We start from the raw sequence: 15599 nt of genomic DNA, 5'->3' as shown, positions 1-15599 counted from the left end.
ACCGTGCCAGCCGAACCTCTCGTTTCCCTATGAATCGGGCACCGGCCAACGATTCATAGGATTCTCAGAGGCGGCTCAGAGGTACCGACACCCATGCGGGGAGGACGCTGGCATCATCATGCGCACAACGGCCGACGATCCCCCCGACCTGCTGCGCCCGGACGGGACTCCCGTCCGGGTCCTCGTGGTCGACGACGAGCCCGACCTCCTCGAGGTCCTCGGCGCGGTGCTCCGCTACGAGGGCTGGGAGGTCCGCACCGCCGCCGACGGCGCGGAGGCGGTGAGCGCCGCCCGCGAGTTCCGTCCCGACGCCGTGCTGCTCGACATGATGCTGCCCGACATCGGCGGCATCGAGGTGCTGCGCCGCCTGCGCGCCGAGTCTCCCCAGGTCTGCGTGCTGTTCCTCACCGCGCGGGACGCCGTGGAGGATCGGGTGGCCGGGATAACGGCGGGCGGGGACGACTACGTGACCAAGCCGTTCAGCCTGGAGGAGGTCCTCGCCCGGCTGCGGGGGCTGTTGCGCCGCGCCGGCGCCGCGCGGACGGTGGAGGGTAACCGGCTGGTCGTGGGCGACCTCGTGATGGACGAGGACGCCCGGGAGGTGACTCGCGACGGCGACCTGGTGGAGCTCACGCCGACCGAGTTCGAGCTGCTGCGTTTCCTCATGCGCAACCCGCGCCGCGTGCTGAGCAAGGCCCGCATCCTCGACCGGGTCTGGTCCTACGACTTCGGCGGCCAGGCGCATGTGGTCGAGCTGTACATCAGCTACCTCCGCAAGAAGATCGACGCGGGCCGGACGCCGCTGATCCACACCGTGCGGGGCGTGGGATACGTCCTCAAGCCGTGAGGCCCCGCACGCTGCGAGCCCGGCTCGTCGCGGGCATGCTCGTGCTTCTCGCGCTGGCCTGCGCAGCCGTCGGCGTGGCGTGCTCCCTGATGCTGGAACGGTTCCTGGTCGACGGGCTGGACCAGCAGCTGTCCATGTCCGTGGGAAGGTTCGCCGAGAGCCTGGAGCACCACAAGGACGGGGACGAGAACGAGGAGTACGGCGACAGCCGGGGGCAGGCCCCGGGGACGCTGGGCGTGCGGCTCGTGGCCGGCGAGGTCATGCAGTCGGCGGTCGTGGGCTCCGCCGGCGCGGGCGTCCGGCCGCCGGATCGCGACGTGGCGCTCGTGGCCGCCGTCCCCCAGGACAGGCGTGGTTACACCCTGGTGCTGCCGTCGCTCGGCCCGTACCGGATCATGGCCATCGCCGGCCGGGACGGCGACGTGCTGCTCACCGGGCTCCCGCTGCAGGGCATCCGTTCGACCGTGCGGCGTCTGCAGCTCGCCGAGGTGGCGGTGTTCGCCGTCGTCATGGTGGTCACCGGGATCGCCGGCACGGTGTGGGTACGGCTGTCGCTGCGTCCGCTGGAGCGGGTGGCGGCGACGGCCAGGCGGGTGGCGCGGCTCCCGCTCGCGGACGGCGAGGTCGCGCTGCCCGACAGGGTGCCGGACGAGGACCCGCGCAGCGAGGTCGGCCAGGTGGGGGAGGCGTTCAACCGGATGCTCGGCCACGTGGGGGACGCGCTGGCCAGCCGCCACGCCAGCGAGCAGCGGATGCGGACCTTCGCCGCCGACGCCGGCCACGAGCTGCGCACGCCTCTCGCGACCGTCCGGGCCCACGTCGAGCTGGCCCGCCGGGATCCCGGCGAGACCTCCGCCGACGTACGGCACGCCCTGGGGCGGATCGAGGCGGAGTCCGCCCGGATGGGCAAGCTGGTCGACGACCTGCTGCTGCTGACCCGGCTCGACGCCGGCCGGCCGCTGGCCCGCGAGGAGACCGATCTGACGCGGCTGGTGATCGACGCGACCGGTGACGCGCGGGTCTCGGCTCCGGGGCACCGGTGGCGGCTGGAGCTTCCGGAGGAGCCGGTGACCATGGCCGGTGACGCCGACCGGGTCTACCAGGTCGTCGTCAACCTGCTCGGCAACGCCGTCGCCCACACCCCGCCCGGCACCACGGTGACCGTCGCCGTCAGGGAGCCGGGGCCCGGCGGGGTCGAGCTGACCGTGGCGGACGACGGCCCTGGGATACCGCCGGAGGTCCAGGGGGAGATCTTCGAACGGTTCGTCCGGGCGGACAGGGCCCGCTCCCGGGCCTCCGGAGGAAGCGGCCTCGGCCTGGCGATCGTCCGTGCCGTGGTGGCCGCCCACGGCGGCACGGTGGACGTGGACAGCAGCCCCGGCCGCACCGTCTTCCGCGTGCTCTTCCCCCGGGATGAACCGTTTCGTGCACTGGACGTACCGGTGGGGAATAAAACCAGTGTGGCGAAAGATGAATAGATCGGGGATCGTTGGGCAGGGAGGTTCTTCTGCGAGCGGAGATCCCTCCGCGACTTGAGAGGTGTCAGATGACCGCGACGGCTACCGAGCGCCGCAGCAACAACGAGCTTCCTCATCCGTGGCCGACGGACCGTTACGAGGTCAGGTGCGACAGAGAGAGCCCGTTCACCGGCAGCCGTGATCGCTACCATTTCGCGAAGAACGCGGTGGAGTCGGCGAAGGCCCTGGAGAGGGCAGGCCTGGCCAGGCGTGTCGTGGTCGTCCGCCTGGCGGACGAAACGGTGATCTACGACCGCGTGGGAGACGTGAGCCTGCCCCCCGAGTCGTGGTGAGCGTGTGATCCCGGAAAGGTTGGAGGCCCGCCTTCCCCGGAGAGGGGTCCGTCCAGGGAAGGCGAGCGGCTGGGGGAAGCCCTGGGTAAGGGCTACGCGGGTGTGCAGGTGACCGGCGACGGCACGGCGTTGGAGCCGTTCCAGGTCCCGTTGAAGCCGAAAGTCGTCGAGGCGCCGGCGGCCAGGTTGCCGTTGTAGGACATGTTCTTGACGGTCACGTTCGCGCCGGACTGCGTGTGGGCTCCGTTCCAGAGCTGGCTGATCGTCTGACCGTTCGGGAACGTCCAGGTCACCGTCCATCCGGAGATGGCGGAGCCACCGCTGTTGACCACCGTGACATCACCCCGGAACGCGCCCTGCCACTGGTCGGGGACCTTGTACGTGGCGGTGCAGGCCTTCCCCGAGGGAGACGGAGACGGGGATGGCGAGGGGGAAGGCGACGGGGACGGGCTGGGTGAGGGAGACGGGCTCGGTGACGGTGAGGGAGACGGTGAGGGAGACGGTGAGGGAGACGGGGACGGGCTGGGGGAGGGGGAAGGCGACGGGCTGGGGGAAGGCGACGGCGAGGGAGACGGGTCGCTGCCCGGCGCCGTGCCGTAGATCTTCGTGCCGCCGGAGTAGAGCACGATGTTCGGCACGTTCACCGGTGTGGACCCCGGCGTCGTCGGCACTCCGGAGTACGACCAGTCGTTCGACGGGTCCCACGTGCCCGAGCTGGCGATGCGGAACTGGATCTCCCGCCGCGACTCCGACTGTCCCTGCGGCGCGATGACCTGCCCGGAGCAGTCGATCGTCACGTAGTAGGTCCTGCCGGAGAACAGGGTGGGCCCGGTCGGCGGTTTGCACTGGTTGTAGGCCGCCGTCAGTGTGATCTGGCTCGGCGTCGTGTCGCCGTCGAGGGTGAAGTAGTAGCGGAACGAGCCGTCGGACAGTGCCCGCGCCGGCCACGCCGAATGGTTGACGACCAGCGTCTTGATCTCGGTGAAGCCGTTCCCCACGGCGTTCACGGACGCCTGGACGTAGATCTCCGGGCCGTCGGGGGTCTCCTTGACCGGGAAGCCGGTCAGCGGCGTCCCGCCGTACTCCTTGTAGAGCCGGGCCAGCGCGCCGGTGAAGGCGGCGTTGTAGTCGGTCGCGACCTCGTTCATCACGTAGTCGCTGCGGCTGTCGGCGTAGGCGTCGTCGGCCGACTTGGGGCCGCCGACAAGCGCGCCGTACAGGATGTGGCGGCTGTTCGCCGGCTCGTTCATGCTGTTGGACCACGAGCCGTGCGCGGTCCGGTGGTGCGGGTTCTTCGGCGGGTTCGCCCCGAACCCGATCATGTACGAAGACTTGCGAGGGTTGTCGCCCAGCGCGTAGTTGATCTGACGGACGCCGAAGTCGTGGTAGCGGGCCTTGCGGGTGGCGTCGGTGAGCCAGTCGCTGTAGACGAGCGCGGCGAAGGCGGTGTTGGCGGCGTACCGCAGCGAGCCCCACGTGTCGAGCACGGCCTCACCGCCGGGCGAGTACGCGACGCGCTGCCCGTTCACGCCGACCGTCCAGAAGTCGAGCCACCGGTTGGCGTCGTCGACGTACTGCTGCTTGCCGGTGAGCTTGGCCAGCAGCACGTACGCGCCGTAGGACTTGTCGTCCCAGGCGATCGTCCACTTGTACGACCGGGTGGTCGACTGCGGCTCGGTGCCCAGGTTGGCGTAGTACGACTCGGCCTTGGCGAGGTAGGAGGAGTCGTTCGTGGCGCGGTAGAGCCAGATGGCGCCCCAGACGAGCTCGTCGTTGTAGCCGCTCCAGGAGTTGTAGTACGCGGCGGCGTCGGTGATGCAGTCGCTGTACTTCTTCCTGACCGTGTCGGCGAAGGTGTAGAGCTGCTTCGCGTGCGTCAGGAGGGTGTCGGCGTACGACGGGTTGGTCGGGCGGAAGACCATGGAGGACGCGGCCATCGCGGCGGCCGTCTCCCCGGCGAGGTCGGAGCCGCCGCACGAAGAGTCGATCTTGTAGGCGGGCCGCGCCATCGGCATGACCTCGGCCGGCCCCCACCACGCGTGGTCGGTGCCGCCGTTGCCCACCTGCCCGTACAGGACGTTCGGCGACGGGTGCGCCTTGATGAAGTAGTCGTTGACGAACTTCAGGTTGTCGAGCAGGTAGGTGAGCTGCCCGGAGGAGGCGTAGGCGTCGCGGTACTCCACCGCGCCCCACGCCAGCATCGTGGTGCTCGCGGCCATCGGCAGGCCGAACTTGACGTGGTCGCCCGCGTCGTACCAGCCGCCGGTCAGGTCGAGCCCCACGTCCTTGCCGTCGTTAAGGGCGGAATCGGCGCGCCAGCTCACCCGGTTGGTGGCGGGCAGCCTGCCCGACTGCTGGGCCTCGTAGAAGAAGAGCGACTTCTGCAGCGCCTCGCCGTAGTTGAACGCGGGCGCGGCGGACGCCGCGGTGGGAGTCACGGCGGGGACCACCGCGGTGAGCATCAGCGTCGCCAGAGCCAGGAACGTACGCCGCATGTATATGCCTCGCATCAGGGGGGTGGTGGGCGCGACGGCGGGTCAGGCGCCGTCGCGCCCCGGCTTACTTGGGGTGCGGTGAAGGGTCAGGCGACACCGCACCCCAGCTCATCGGTGGTGCTCAGCCGGCCGGGAAGAGCAGGCCGTACTGTCCGAGCGCGGTGGCCACGTCGACCTGCGCCCAGAACCGGTGGTAGTGGAAGACCGGCGCGGGGGCCGTGCCGTCCAGGTAGGCCTGCACCCTCGGCCAGTCCGGGTCGAGCTTGTAGAAGGACCGGATGGAGATGAAGGTCGAGTTGCTGTTGATCGTGTCGCCGTTCGGCATCTTGCCGCTCCAGCCGGCGGGGACGTAGACCGGGTCGTCGAGACGGTTGTAGTCCGTCTTGGTCTCCGCCACCGACACGCCCTTGGTGTCCTGGTTGTTCTTCCAGATGCCGTCGAGCAGCGCCTTGGCGGTGGTCTTGGCCGCGGTGTTGCCGGACTTGGCCGCGTAGAACATCAGGGTCTTGGCGTACGCGCCGGCCACGCCGACGTCGTTGGTGTAGTCGGCGATCGTGACGTGCAGACCGGTGTTGGCCGGCGGCATGCCGGTCCCGCTGAAGCTGGCGCCCGGCTGACCGGTCCACCGCAGCGTCGACGGGATCTGGAAGGTGCCGTCGGCGTTGACGGTGGTGTTCGCCAGCGCCCAGGTCACCCACTTGTCGAGGACGGACTTGGCGTCGGCGTTGCCCGTGGCGTAGTAGTACTCGGCCACGCGCTCCAGCGACCACGCCTGGAAGCCGAACCACTGGTTCGACGGCGGGTCGTGGTAGACGGGCTGCCAGTCGTAGGCCATGCCGAAGAACTTCGGCAGGCTCGTCGGCGGCGCCGCGTAGTGGCCCTGCCAGCTGTTGGTCGCGCCACCGGCGATGGCGCCCTCGGCCGACTGCAGCCACTTGTAGAACTGGATCTGCCGGGTGAGGCTGGTCGACCAGTCCGTCACGGCGGTGGAGCCCTTGGGCTTGAGCGCGTTCACGTTGGACAGCGCCCACGCGGCCAGCGGGTTCTGGTAGCCGGCGTGGTTGTGGCTGGAGCCGATGCGCCAGGCCCAGCCGGCCGACGTGTCGTACGCGCCGCCCCAGGCGTAGTACCAGGACAGCAGGTAGTTCGACGCGTTCTTGCCGGTGCCCGCCGGGCAGGAGGTGCTGGTGCAGCCCGGCTGCTTGAAGTACTTGTCGTACATCGAGTAGCGCAGGTAGTCGCCCATCTTCGCGGCCTTGGTGACCGAGTCGGAGACCTGCGACTGCTTGCCCTGCTCGGTCGCCCAGGTCAGCGCCCAGTAGGCGGCCTGGACGGCGCGGGCGTCGGCGTCCGGCGCGTCGGTGTACTTCCACTGCTTGGCGTAGGAGGCGTCACCGGTGAACAGGTCGAGGAACCCGTTCGGGCCGCCGTGCTTGAAGGTGTCGCACGAGGGCTGCGGGATGGTCTCGAAGACCGACTCCTCGGGGCCGCGCTGGTAGGTGTTGATGTACGCCGGCTTGGTGGTGCCGTCGCCGCAGCGGCCGAAGCCGTAGGTGTTGTCGACGTCGAGCAGCCAGTGCATGCCGTAGATGTCGCTGGTGCCGTAGGCGCTCTTCAGCTCGCCCGCGATGGGGTCGGTGCCGACGCTGACACCGCTGTCCAGCTTGCTCGGATACTGCGAGATGTCGTCCCACTCACCGGCGTAGGTGGCCGGCTTGCTCGCGTTGTAGCTCGCGTTGGTGGGCTGGTCCGCCGTGGACGGGATGATGTACTTCTCCATCGAGGCCCAGGCGTTGTTGAACTTCGTCCAGTCGCCCATGACCTTGCCGTACATCGCCTCCAGCCACAGGTAGTAGCTGTAGGCCTCGGAGGTCGTCTCGTGCCCGTGGTCGGGCGCCTCGACCATCAGCGTCTCGACCGAGTGGTACGGCACGCCCTGGGGCGAGAAGTACCCGTTGGCCGGGTCGTGGATCTTGTTGTACATCGCCAGGAAGTTCTTGACGTACGGATTCTCCGTCCCTGGCGACGGCGACGGGCTCGGGCTCGGCGAGGGCGACGGGCTCGGGCTCGGGCTCGGCGAGGGCGACGGGCTCGGGCTGGGGCTCGGCGAGGGTGAGGGGCTCGGCGAGGGCGACGGCGCGGCGCCGCAGGTCACCCCGTTGATCGAGAACGAGGTGGGCTTGGGGTTGCTGCCGGTCCACGAGCCGTTGAAGCCGATGTTCGTGGAGGCGCCGGTGCCGAGGTTGCCGTTCCACGACATGCTGGTCGCGGTGACGTCGGCGCCGCTCTGGCTCCAGTTCGCCGACCATCCGTTGTCGACACGCTGGCTGGAGGGGAAGCGGAACTTGAGGGACCAGTTCGACAGCGCGTCGCCGAGGTTCTTGACGACGATGGACGCGGTGAACCCTCCGGAGCCGGAGCCCCAGTCGTTGGTGGCATAGGTGACGTCGCACGAGACGGCCGCCGACGCAGGCGTCTGCGCCAGTCCGGCGAGGAGGCCACCAGACACGGTGGCGGCCGCCAGCAAGGCGATCCGTCTCCGTGACCGTGGGAGCGCTCCCGTACTAAGAGCTCTCGTTCGCATTTTTGGGGGGTCTCCAAAGAGCGTCGGGGATGGATGCATCGGGCGAAGAGCTGCGACGTAGCAGCTTCCCGGGCCGATGCGGGGCGATGGTGAGACGATGGTGAGACATGGCGAAATCGAAGGACTAATATGGGAGCGCTCCCACAACAGGATTGTGGATTGGGCCCCCGGTATGTCAATCACCGGTTGCGGAAGTATCACCCCGGCCCGACCGCGGGCGGTGAGCCACCTTCCCTTACTGGCCTTTTATCCGGTGCGGGAAAAGCCTCCGACGTGTGATGACTGAAACTTTCATCCGTATCGGGCCGTCCGTTCACCCTGCGGAGACGTGTGGTTAGGGCTCTCGGCTGCGGGTAGGCGCCTCCCAACCTGGATGGGAGGCAGACCATGACCAACCAGATGGAGTCGCTCTCGACCGGTGAGCTCGTACGGCGGCTGTCTGAGGACGTCTCCCGGCTGATCCGCGACGAGCTGCGGCTGGCGCGGCTGGAGATGGCCCGGAAGGGCAGGCGCGCCGGACTCGGCGCGGGCCTGCTCGGCGGGGCGGGCGTCGTCGCCCTGTTCGGCGGAGGCGCGCTCGTCGCCGCGGTGATCATGCTGCTGGCGATGGTGCTACCCGCCTGGGCGAGCGCCGCGATCGTGGGCGCCGTGCTGCTGGTGGCGGCCGGAGTCCTCGGCCTGGTGGGCAAGCGGCAGGTGTCCCAGGCCGGTCCCCCGACCCCGCATGAGGCGATGCGGAGCCTCAAGGCCGACATCGACGTGATGAAGGAGAGTGCGCGCAGATGACCGAGACCGATCCCGGAGCGGCCCGGCCCGGCGCCGGAGGCGTGGGAGTGCACAGGCAGGACGCGACCGAGCCCGTGGCGGACGCCGAGTCGCTGAACGCGGCGCCGCAGCGGCGGACCGCTGAGACCGCTGAGACCGCTGAGACCGCTGAGACCGCCGGGACCCGTGGGACCACCGGGACACCCGGTGGTTCCGAGGCCGCGGACGAAGACGAGGACGCCGGCCACACGAAGGGGCGGGACGAGATCGCCGAGGTCCGGCAGGAGATCGAGCGGACCCGCGACGACCTGGGCGAGACGATCGAGGCGCTGGCCGCCAAGGCCGACGTCAAGGCGCGGGCCCAGGAGCGTGTGCAGGCCACGGCGAACATCGCCAGACAGCGGGCGGGGCTCGTCGCCGGGCGTGTGCGCGAGGTGACCCCCGAGCCGGTCAGAGGCGCGGCGGGGAAGGTCGGCGAGGAGGCGAGGCGGCGTCCCGCCGTGCTCGCCGTGATCGTCGCGGCGGGCACGGGAGTGCTGGTGCTGCGCCGGCTCATGGCCGGCCGGGCGGCCCGGAGGAGCCGGGCGGGCTGGACGAGCTGGAGGGCGGGGGCCGGGAGCAAGGCGGCGAGCCGGGCGAGGAGGAGGTCCGCGCGCCGATGAGCGGTCCAGACGACGAGCCGGGTCCCGTCGACCGGCTCTCGCGCCGTGACTGGCAGGGGGTGCTCAGGCGCACCGTCAAGGAGTTCAAGGAAGACAACGTTCAGGACTGGGCGGCCTCGCTGACCTACTACGCCGTCCTGTCCATCTTCCCCGGGCTGATCGTGCTGGTCTCCCTCCTCGGCCTGCTCGGGCAGGACGTGATCGACCCGCTGCTCGCCAACATCAAGTCGCTGACGCCGGGGCCGGTCCAGGAGCTTCTGCGGACCGGCCTGTCCAACGTCCACAAGAGCCAGGGGACCGCCGGCGTGTTCGCCGTCGGCGGCCTGCTGCTCGCGCTGTGGGCGGCCTCCGGCTACATCGGGGCGTTCATCCGGGCGAGCAACGCGATCTTCGACATCCGGGAGGGCCGGCCGTTCTGGAAGGTCACGCCGCTCCGGGTCGGGCTCACGCTGCTGCTGGTGGTCCTGATGGCCGCCTCGGCGCTCGCCGTGACGTTCACCGGGCGCCTCGCGGAACTGGCCGGGAACGTGATCGGCCTCGGGCCCGCCGCGGTGACGGCGTGGAACATCGCCAAGTGGCCGGTGCTCGTGCTCCTGGCCACCGGCATGATCACAGTGCTGTTCTACGCGGCGCCGAACGTGCGCCAGCCCGGCATCCGCTGGCTCAGCCCCGGCAGTCTCACCGCCGTCGTGCTGTGGATCGTGGTCTCCGCCGGCTTCGGGATCTACGTCGCCAACTTCGGCTCCTACAACAAGACGTACGGCACGCTGGCCGCGGTGGTGGTCTTCCTCATCTGGCTGTGGCTGTCGAACATGGCGATCCTCCTCGGAGCGGAGGTCGACGCGGAGCTCCTTCGCGGGCGGAAGATCGCGGAGGGCGGCTCGGCGGCGGAGCCGTTCGTCGAGCCCCGCGACCCTCCGAAGGAGCCGGCCCCGCTGGACGACCTGTCCGGGGAAGCCGGGACACGCCACGCCCCGAGCTGACCCCGCCCACGCCGACCACGCCGACCCCGCCCACGCCGACTACGCCGACTACGCCCACGCCGACCACGCTGACCCCGACTACGCCGACCAGGCCGCGCGCCGGCCGCGTACGCGGCCGGGTCGTCAGGGCGGGCCGTCGCGGCGGAATAGCCTTCTGGTGTGACGCTCCATGAAGCCCGCATCGGGCGCTACTACGAGGACTTCGTGGTCGGCGACGTCTACCAGCACCCGCTCGGCCGCACGATCAGCGAGGCCGACAACACCTGGTTCACGCTGATCACGATGAACACCAACCAGAACCACTTCAACGCGCACTTCGCCGAGCGCGCCCCCGTGGGGCGGATCATCGTCAACTCCGGGCTGTCGGTCGCGATCGTCCTCGGCCTGTCGGTCATCGACGTCAGCCAGACCGCGATGATGAACCTCGGCTGGGAGGAGATCCGGCTGACCCATCCGGTCTTCGTCGGCGACACGCTCTACGCCGAGTCCATCGTGACCGGCGTCCGCGAGTCCCGGTCGCGGCCGTACGCGGGGATCGTCACCTGCCGCACCCGCGGCCTCAACCAGGACGGGGACGAGGTGATGTCCTGGCGGCGCTCGGTGATGGTCTACAAGCGGGACGCGCCGCACGACAAGGGGTACTTCCCCCGCGCCAAGACCGGCCCGATGGAGGCCTGATGGACTTCGAGCTCAACGATCAACAGCGGCTGTTCCAGCGGACGCTGCGGGAGTTCGTCGACAAGGAGATCGTGCCGGTGGCCTCGGAGTGGGAGCGCTCTGGACGCCACCCCGCCGAGATCATCGAGCGGTTCGCGCAGCTCGGCCTGTTCGGCATCGCGATTCCCGAGCGGTACGGCGGCCTGGACCTCGACCGGGTGTCGTTCTCCCTGGTGTTCGAGGAGATCGCCCGGGGATGGATGGGCGTGGCGGGAGTGCTGGGCTCCCACTCCCTGTCGTCCTGGATGATCGCCCGGTATGGGACGGAGGAGCAGCGCCTGCGTCACCTGCCCGATCTGGCCACCGGGGCCCGCCGCACGGGCATCGCGCTGACCGAGCCAGGCGCGGGCACGGACCTGCAGGGCATCGCCACCCGCGCCGTGCGGGACGGCGACCACTACGTGGTCAACGGCACCAAGACGTGGATCACCAACGCACGGCACGCCGACCCGCTGCCGGTGCTGGTGAAGACCTCGGCCGAGACCCCGGCGCACCGCGGGATGTCGGTCCTGCTCGTCGACGCGGGCACGGACGGCTTCACGATCGGCCGGGACCTGCCCAAGCTCGGCTACAAGGGCACCGAGACGTGCGAGGTCGTCCTCGACGACGTCCGCGTCCCGGCCTCCGCGCTGCTCGGCGGCGTGGAGGGGCGGGGCATGCAGCAGGTGCTGTCGGCGATGGAGCTCGGCCGCGTCAACGTCGCCGCCCGGGCGGTCGGCGTGGCGCAGTGCGCGTACGAGGCCGCCCTCGGCTACTCCCGTCAGCGGCAGGCGTTCGGGCAGCCGATCGCGGACTTCCAGGCGATCCAGCTCAAGCTGGCCGACATGGCGACGGAGATCCAGGCGGCCCGGCTGATGACGTACTGGGCGGCGTCGCGGTCGGAGGCGGGGCCGGTGCGCGCCGAGGCGGCGATGGCCAAGTACTTCGCGTCCGAGGTGGCGCTCAAGACGACGATGGAGGCGATGCGGGTGCACGGCGGGTACGGCTACTCGCAGGAGTTCGTGGTGGAGCGGCTCTACCGGGACGCGCCCCTGATGGCGATCGGCGAGGGCACCAACGACGTCCAGCGCCTGGTCATCGCCAGGTCGCTGATCGCCGGCGACACCGTGCTGGGCTGGTGACGCGTGAACGGACCTCGCGTGCCGGGCTGCCTGTTCTGCGACATCGTCGCGGGGGACAGGCGCGGCCACATGGTGCTCTCCGACGGCGTCGCCGCCGCCTTCCTCGACACGCGGCCGGTGTTCAAGGGGCACGTCCTGGTCGTCCCCGACGGCCACGTCGAGACCCTGCCGGACCTGCCGCCCGACGCGGTGGGCCCGTTCTTCGCGCGGGTGCAGGCCGTCGCGCGGGCGGTCGAGGAGGGGCTGGAGGCGGCGGGCACCTTCGTGGCGATGAACAACCGCGTCAGCCAGAGCGTGCCGCACCTGCACGTCCACGTGGTGCCGCGCAACCGCAAGGACGGCCTGCGCGGCTTCTTCTGGCCGCGCACAAAGTACGCCGACGAGGCGGAGATCGCGGACTACGCGGCAAGGATCAAAGCGGCAATGTCGTGATCTACAACGTAAAGGCGCCGGCCGGAGCCGGCGCCTTCGACGGGACGGTTCACACGCGGTGCCAGCGGGCCTCCGCGAAGCAGTAGGCGGCGAACAGCACCAGGCCGATCGCGACGACGACGAGCAGCCACGGGCCGGCCGGGGTGTCGGCGAGCGACTTGAGCGCGCCGTCGATTCCGGCCGCCTTGTCGGGGTCGTACGTGAGGGCGGCCTGGCCGATCAGCGCGCCGGCGGCGATGGCGATGACACCGCGGGCGATGTAGCCGGCCTTGCCGAGCTTGACCACGACGCCGCGGGCGCGCGGCTCGGTCACCCGCATGTCCTTCATGAACTTCTCGGTCCAGCCTTCGTAGATCCAGTAGACGCCGAGGGCCATCACGCCGAGCGCCAGCAGGCCCACCAGGAACTGGCCTCCGGGCAGCTCGAACAGCGCCTTGGTGGCGTCCTGCGACTGGCTGTCGGTGGAGGTGGCGGCCTTGTTCTGGGTGAGCAGGGCCACCATCGAGAACACCAGCCCGGCGTAGACGACGGCCCTGGAGACGGACTCGACGCGGCTCCTGACTTCCGGCCGGCCCCAGACGGCCTCGGAGACCTGCCAGATCGTCAGCGCGGCCAGGCCGACGGCCATCACCCACAGCAGCGCGTCGCCGAAGGGCGAGTCGCGCACGATGTGGATCGCGCTGCTCTTGTCGGCCTCCCCGCCGCTGCCGAGGGCGATCTGGAGCGCGACCAGACCGATGATCGCGTACAGAACGCCACGGGCGGCGAACCCCACTTTGGCCAGCTTCTCCAGGACGGGGTGGTTGGCGGCCTGCCGGGCCGCACCCTCCAGTCGCCGGCCGGCCTGATGCGCGGTCGTCATCGCGAGTCCTCTCCTTGGAATCCGTGGAAGCGGATCGGCCCTTCTGCTGACCTGAGCGGAGCGGGTCAAACCTGACGCCTCCCCATCCATGGGGCCCCGCCCCGAAGCATCCACGGGGCCCCGGCCCGAAGTATCCGCGAGGCCCCGGCCCGAAGCGCGCGGGCACGGGAGCGCGCCGGCCGGTGGGCGAGTAGGCTCCGGCGGCGTGGAACCGCTCGTCGCCGCGCTCGTCGTCGCCGCGCTCGTCAGCGTGCCCGCCGTGGTGCTGTGGCGGGTGCTGCGGGGCCGTCGCGACCTGGGGAGCAGCCCGGCCGAGCGGGCGACGTTCGAGACCCTGCACACGGCGTCGCTGGCCGCGCCACCGCTGCGCGCGGGGCTGAGCCAGACGGGGGCGCTCAAGGCGTCACGGCACCTGCGGGAGCTGCTCGGCTCGCCCGCCATCGCCATCACCGACCGCGAGGAGCTGCTGGTCTACGACGGCGCGGGGGAGCACCACGCGGGCGAGGCGTTCGAGCACGCCGCCGAGACGCTCAAGGACGGCCGCACGCAGGTGCTCGCGCTCGACTGCGGGCTGCCGGAATGCCCCGTCAGGCACGCCGTGGTCGTGCCGCTCACCACCGACGACCGCGTCGTCGGCTCCCTCGCGGCGTACGGCGACCACGCCTCGGCGGGGCTGGTGCGGGCCGCCCAGGAGGTGGGCCGGTGGGTGGACTCGCAGCTTGAGCTGGCCGAGCTCGACCGGTCGAGGACCATGCTGATGGAGGCGGAGGTGCGGGCGCTGCGCGCGCAGATCTCGCCCCACTTCATCTACAACTCGCTCACCACGATCGCGTCGTTCGTGCGGACCGACCCCGAGCGTGCCCGGGAGCTGCTGCTGGAGTTCGCCGACTTCACCCGTTACTCGTTCCGGCGGCACGGCGACTTCACCACGCTCGCCGAGGAGCTGAGGTCCATCGACCGCTATCTCACGCTGGAGCGGGCCAGGTTCGGCGACCAGCTCCAGGTGACGCTGCGCATCGCCCCCGAGGTGCTGGCCGTGGCGGTGCCGTTCCTGTGCCTGCAGCCGCTGGTGGAGAACGCGGTGCGGCACGGGCTGGAGAGCAAGCCGGGGACGGGCCGGATCACGATCGTCGCCGAGGACGCCGGGGCCGAGTGCGGCATAACGGTCGAGGACGACGGGATCGGCATGGACCCCGAGCGGCTGCGCCGCGTGCTGGCGGGGGAGGACCGCTCCGGAGCGGGCGGCATCGGCCTGGCCAACGTGGACGAGCGGCTGCGCCAGGTCTACGGCGACGAGTACGGCCTGGTGGTGGAGACCGGCCCCGGCGCCGGCACCAAGGTGTCCGTCCGCGTCCCCAAGTACCACCCCGGCGTCTCCGTCCACTGAACGCACGGGTGATCCCGGCCGTGACAGGGTCGTGATGGCGGGAGGCGTTGACTTTCGGATGTCCGCGTCATCACTCTCTAGGGGATTGTTCCGTGAGAGGGGTGGTCGGTGAGCGGCCTGCGGGTCCTGGCGGTCGACGACGAGCAGCCCGCGCTCGAGGACGTCGCCTATCTGCTGAGGGCCGACTCCCGGATCGGCGAGGTCCTCACCGCGCGCGACGGCTCCGCGGCCCTGCGGCTGCTCGACCGGGCGATCGCTGACGGCAGGCCGGTGGACGCGGTCTTCCTCGACATCCGGATGCGCGGCCTGGACGGCGTCGTCCTCGGGCGGCTGCTCACCCAGTTCACCCGGCCGCCGAAGATCGTGTTCGTGACCGCGTACGAGGATCACGCGGTGGACGCGTTCGAGCTCAAGGCGGAGGACTACCTGCTCAAGCCCGTACGGCCCGAGCGGCTGGCCGAGGCGATCAGGCGGGTGTGCGGCGGCCGCGAGGAGCCCGGCCCGGGGCCGCAGGCGGACACCATCCCGGTCGAGCTGGGCGGGGTGACGCGGTTCGTGGCCAGCACCGAGGTGCGGTACGTCGAGGCGCAGGGCGACTACGCCCGCCTGCACACCGCCACCGGCAGCCATCTCGTCCGCATCCCGCTCGCGACGCTGGAGGAGCGCTGGGCCTCGGCCGGGTTCCTGCGGGTCCACCGCAGCCACCTGGTCGCGGTCAAGCACATCGACGAGCTGCACATCGACTCGGGCAGGTGCGTCGTCCGGGTGGGGGGCGCCGAGATCCCGGTGAGCCGCCGCCACACCCGTGAGCTGCGTGACCTGCTCGTCCGCCGGGCGCGCAAGGGCCAGGGCGCGGTGAACGGCCGATGAGCGGCGGGCGGCCGATGAGCGGCGCGCGGTCCATGGGCGGCCGGCGCGGGCGGCCGGCGGTGAG

14 protein-coding genes are annotated in these 15599 nt (G+C 70.7%); 11 read left to right on the top strand and 3 right to left on the bottom strand.

Going from position 1 to position 15599, the window contains the following annotated elements; all coding sequences use genetic code 11:
- Window positions 1-118: 118 nt before the first annotated feature.
- The 3 genes from AB0B72_RS14595 (at window position 119) to AB0B72_RS14585 (ending at window position 2657) form a co-directional block, all read left to right on the top strand.
- Window positions 119-847 carry a response regulator transcription factor gene (locus AB0B72_RS14595; RefSeq protein ID WP_367739221.1) on the top strand — a complete coding sequence of 243 codons (729 nt, stop codon included), beginning with the start codon at window positions 119-121 and terminating at the stop codon, window positions 845-847.
- Entirely contained in the window at window positions 844-2325 is a 1482-nt protein-coding gene (locus AB0B72_RS14590) for a sensor histidine kinase (RefSeq protein ID WP_367739220.1), read from the top strand. The genes AB0B72_RS14595 and AB0B72_RS14590 overlap by 4 nt, the downstream gene beginning before the upstream one ends.
- A 68-nt stretch (window positions 2326-2393) precedes the next feature.
- Window positions 2394-2657, top strand: a complete 264-nt coding sequence (locus AB0B72_RS14585) for a hypothetical protein (protein WP_367739219.1) — start codon at window positions 2394-2396, stop codon at window positions 2655-2657.
- A 92-nt stretch (window positions 2658-2749) separates the two neighbouring features.
- Here the strand turns inward: AB0B72_RS14585 and AB0B72_RS14580 are convergent, their stop codons facing one another.
- Both AB0B72_RS14580 and AB0B72_RS14575 read right to left on the bottom strand, forming a co-directional pair.
- A complete protein-coding gene (locus AB0B72_RS14580) occupies window positions 2750-5152 on the bottom strand; it encodes a glycoside hydrolase family 9 protein (protein ID WP_367739218.1) in 2403 nt (800 codons plus the stop codon).
- Between the two features lie 121 nt (window positions 5153-5273).
- Window positions 5274-7736 carry a glycoside hydrolase family 48 protein gene (locus AB0B72_RS14575; RefSeq protein ID WP_367739217.1) on the bottom strand — a complete coding sequence of 821 codons (2463 nt, stop codon included), beginning with the start codon at window positions 7734-7736 and terminating at the stop codon, window positions 5274-5276.
- 387 nt (window positions 7737-8123) lie between these two features.
- Here AB0B72_RS14575 and AB0B72_RS14570 point away from each other — a divergent pair, with 387 nt between their 5' ends.
- The 6 genes from AB0B72_RS14570 to AB0B72_RS14545 all read left to right on the top strand — a co-directional run bounded on the left by AB0B72_RS14570 (window position 8124) and on the right by AB0B72_RS14545 (window position 12416).
- Window positions 8124-8522, top strand: a complete 399-nt coding sequence (locus AB0B72_RS14570; RefSeq protein WP_367739216.1) for a phage holin family protein — start codon at window positions 8124-8126, stop codon at window positions 8520-8522.
- Window positions 8519-9163, top strand: coding sequence for a DUF3618 domain-containing protein (locus AB0B72_RS14565; RefSeq protein WP_367739215.1), 645 nt, complete (start codon window positions 8519-8521; stop codon window positions 9161-9163). Before AB0B72_RS14570 ends, AB0B72_RS14565 begins: the two co-directional genes overlap by 4 nt.
- Complete coding sequence (locus AB0B72_RS14560) at window positions 9160-10146, top strand: YihY/virulence factor BrkB family protein (RefSeq protein WP_367739214.1); 987 nt, start codon at window positions 9160-9162, stop codon at window positions 10144-10146. Before AB0B72_RS14565 ends, AB0B72_RS14560 begins: the two co-directional genes overlap by 4 nt.
- 159 nt (window positions 10147-10305) lie before the next feature.
- The gene (locus AB0B72_RS14555; protein ID WP_367739213.1) at window positions 10306-10824 is read left to right on the top strand and encodes a MaoC family dehydratase; all 519 of its coding nucleotides are present in this window, start codon (window positions 10306-10308) and stop codon (window positions 10822-10824) included.
- Window positions 10824-11984 carry an acyl-CoA dehydrogenase family protein gene (locus tag AB0B72_RS14550; RefSeq protein ID WP_367739212.1) on the top strand — a complete coding sequence of 387 codons (1161 nt, stop codon included), beginning with the start codon at window positions 10824-10826 and terminating at the stop codon, window positions 11982-11984. The genes AB0B72_RS14555 and AB0B72_RS14550 overlap by 1 nt, the downstream gene beginning before the upstream one ends.
- Window positions 11985-11987: 3 nt before the next feature.
- A complete protein-coding gene (locus AB0B72_RS14545) occupies window positions 11988-12416 on the top strand; it encodes an HIT family protein (RefSeq protein ID WP_367739211.1) in 429 nt (142 codons plus the stop codon).
- A gap of 49 nt (window positions 12417-12465) precedes the next feature.
- On the opposite strand, the gene AB0B72_RS14540 is transcribed toward AB0B72_RS14545, so the two are convergent.
- Entirely contained in the window at window positions 12466-13278 is an 813-nt protein-coding gene (locus AB0B72_RS14540) for a DUF1206 domain-containing protein (protein WP_367739210.1), read from the bottom strand.
- A gap of 205 nt (window positions 13279-13483) precedes the next feature.
- On the opposite strand from AB0B72_RS14540, the gene AB0B72_RS14535 reads away from it, so the two are divergent.
- On the top strand, window positions 13484-14665 hold the full coding sequence (locus AB0B72_RS14535) for a sensor histidine kinase (protein ID WP_367739209.1): 1182 nt from the start codon (window positions 13484-13486) through the stop codon (window positions 14663-14665).
- A 108-nt stretch (window positions 14666-14773) separates the two neighbouring features.
- Window positions 14774-15535 (top strand): LytR/AlgR family response regulator transcription factor, encoded by a 762-nt coding sequence (locus tag AB0B72_RS14530; RefSeq protein ID WP_367739208.1) that lies wholly within the window; start codon window positions 14774-14776, stop codon window positions 15533-15535.
- Window positions 15536-15599 lie beyond the last annotated feature (64 nt).

The organism is Microbispora sp. NPDC049125, assembly GCF_040802045.1.
Lineage (GTDB): Bacteria > Actinomycetota > Actinomycetes > Streptosporangiales > Streptosporangiaceae > Microbispora.
This window is presented reverse-complemented; position numbering and strand designations above follow the sequence as displayed.

What these genes read in the sequence shown, in the direction of transcription:
- AB0B72_RS14580 (WP_367739218.1), bottom strand. Translation starts at nt 5,152, where the DNA reads ATGCGGCGTACGTTCCTGGCTCTGGCGACGCTGATGCTCACCGCGGTG.
- AB0B72_RS14560 (WP_367739214.1), top strand. Translation starts at nt 9,160, where the DNA reads ATGAGCGGTCCAGACGACGAGCCGGGTCCCGTCGACCGGCTCTCGCGC.
- AB0B72_RS14595 (WP_367739221.1), top strand. Translation starts at nt 119, where the DNA reads ATGCGCACAACGGCCGACGATCCCCCCGACCTGCTGCGCCCGGACGGG.
- AB0B72_RS14540 (WP_367739210.1), bottom strand. Translation starts at nt 13,278, where the DNA reads ATGACGACCGCGCATCAGGCCGGCCGGCGACTGGAGGGTGCGGCCCGG.
- AB0B72_RS14575 (WP_367739217.1), bottom strand. Translation starts at nt 7,736, where the DNA reads ATGCGAACGAGAGCTCTTAGTACGGGAGCGCTCCCACGGTCACGGAGA.
- AB0B72_RS14585 (WP_367739219.1), top strand. Translation starts at nt 2,394, where the DNA reads ATGACCGCGACGGCTACCGAGCGCCGCAGCAACAACGAGCTTCCTCAT.
- AB0B72_RS14565 (WP_367739215.1), top strand. Translation starts at nt 8,519, where the DNA reads ATGACCGAGACCGATCCCGGAGCGGCCCGGCCCGGCGCCGGAGGCGTG.
- AB0B72_RS14570 (WP_367739216.1), top strand. Translation starts at nt 8,124, where the DNA reads ATGACCAACCAGATGGAGTCGCTCTCGACCGGTGAGCTCGTACGGCGG.
- AB0B72_RS14550 (WP_367739212.1), top strand. Translation starts at nt 10,824, where the DNA reads ATGGACTTCGAGCTCAACGATCAACAGCGGCTGTTCCAGCGGACGCTG.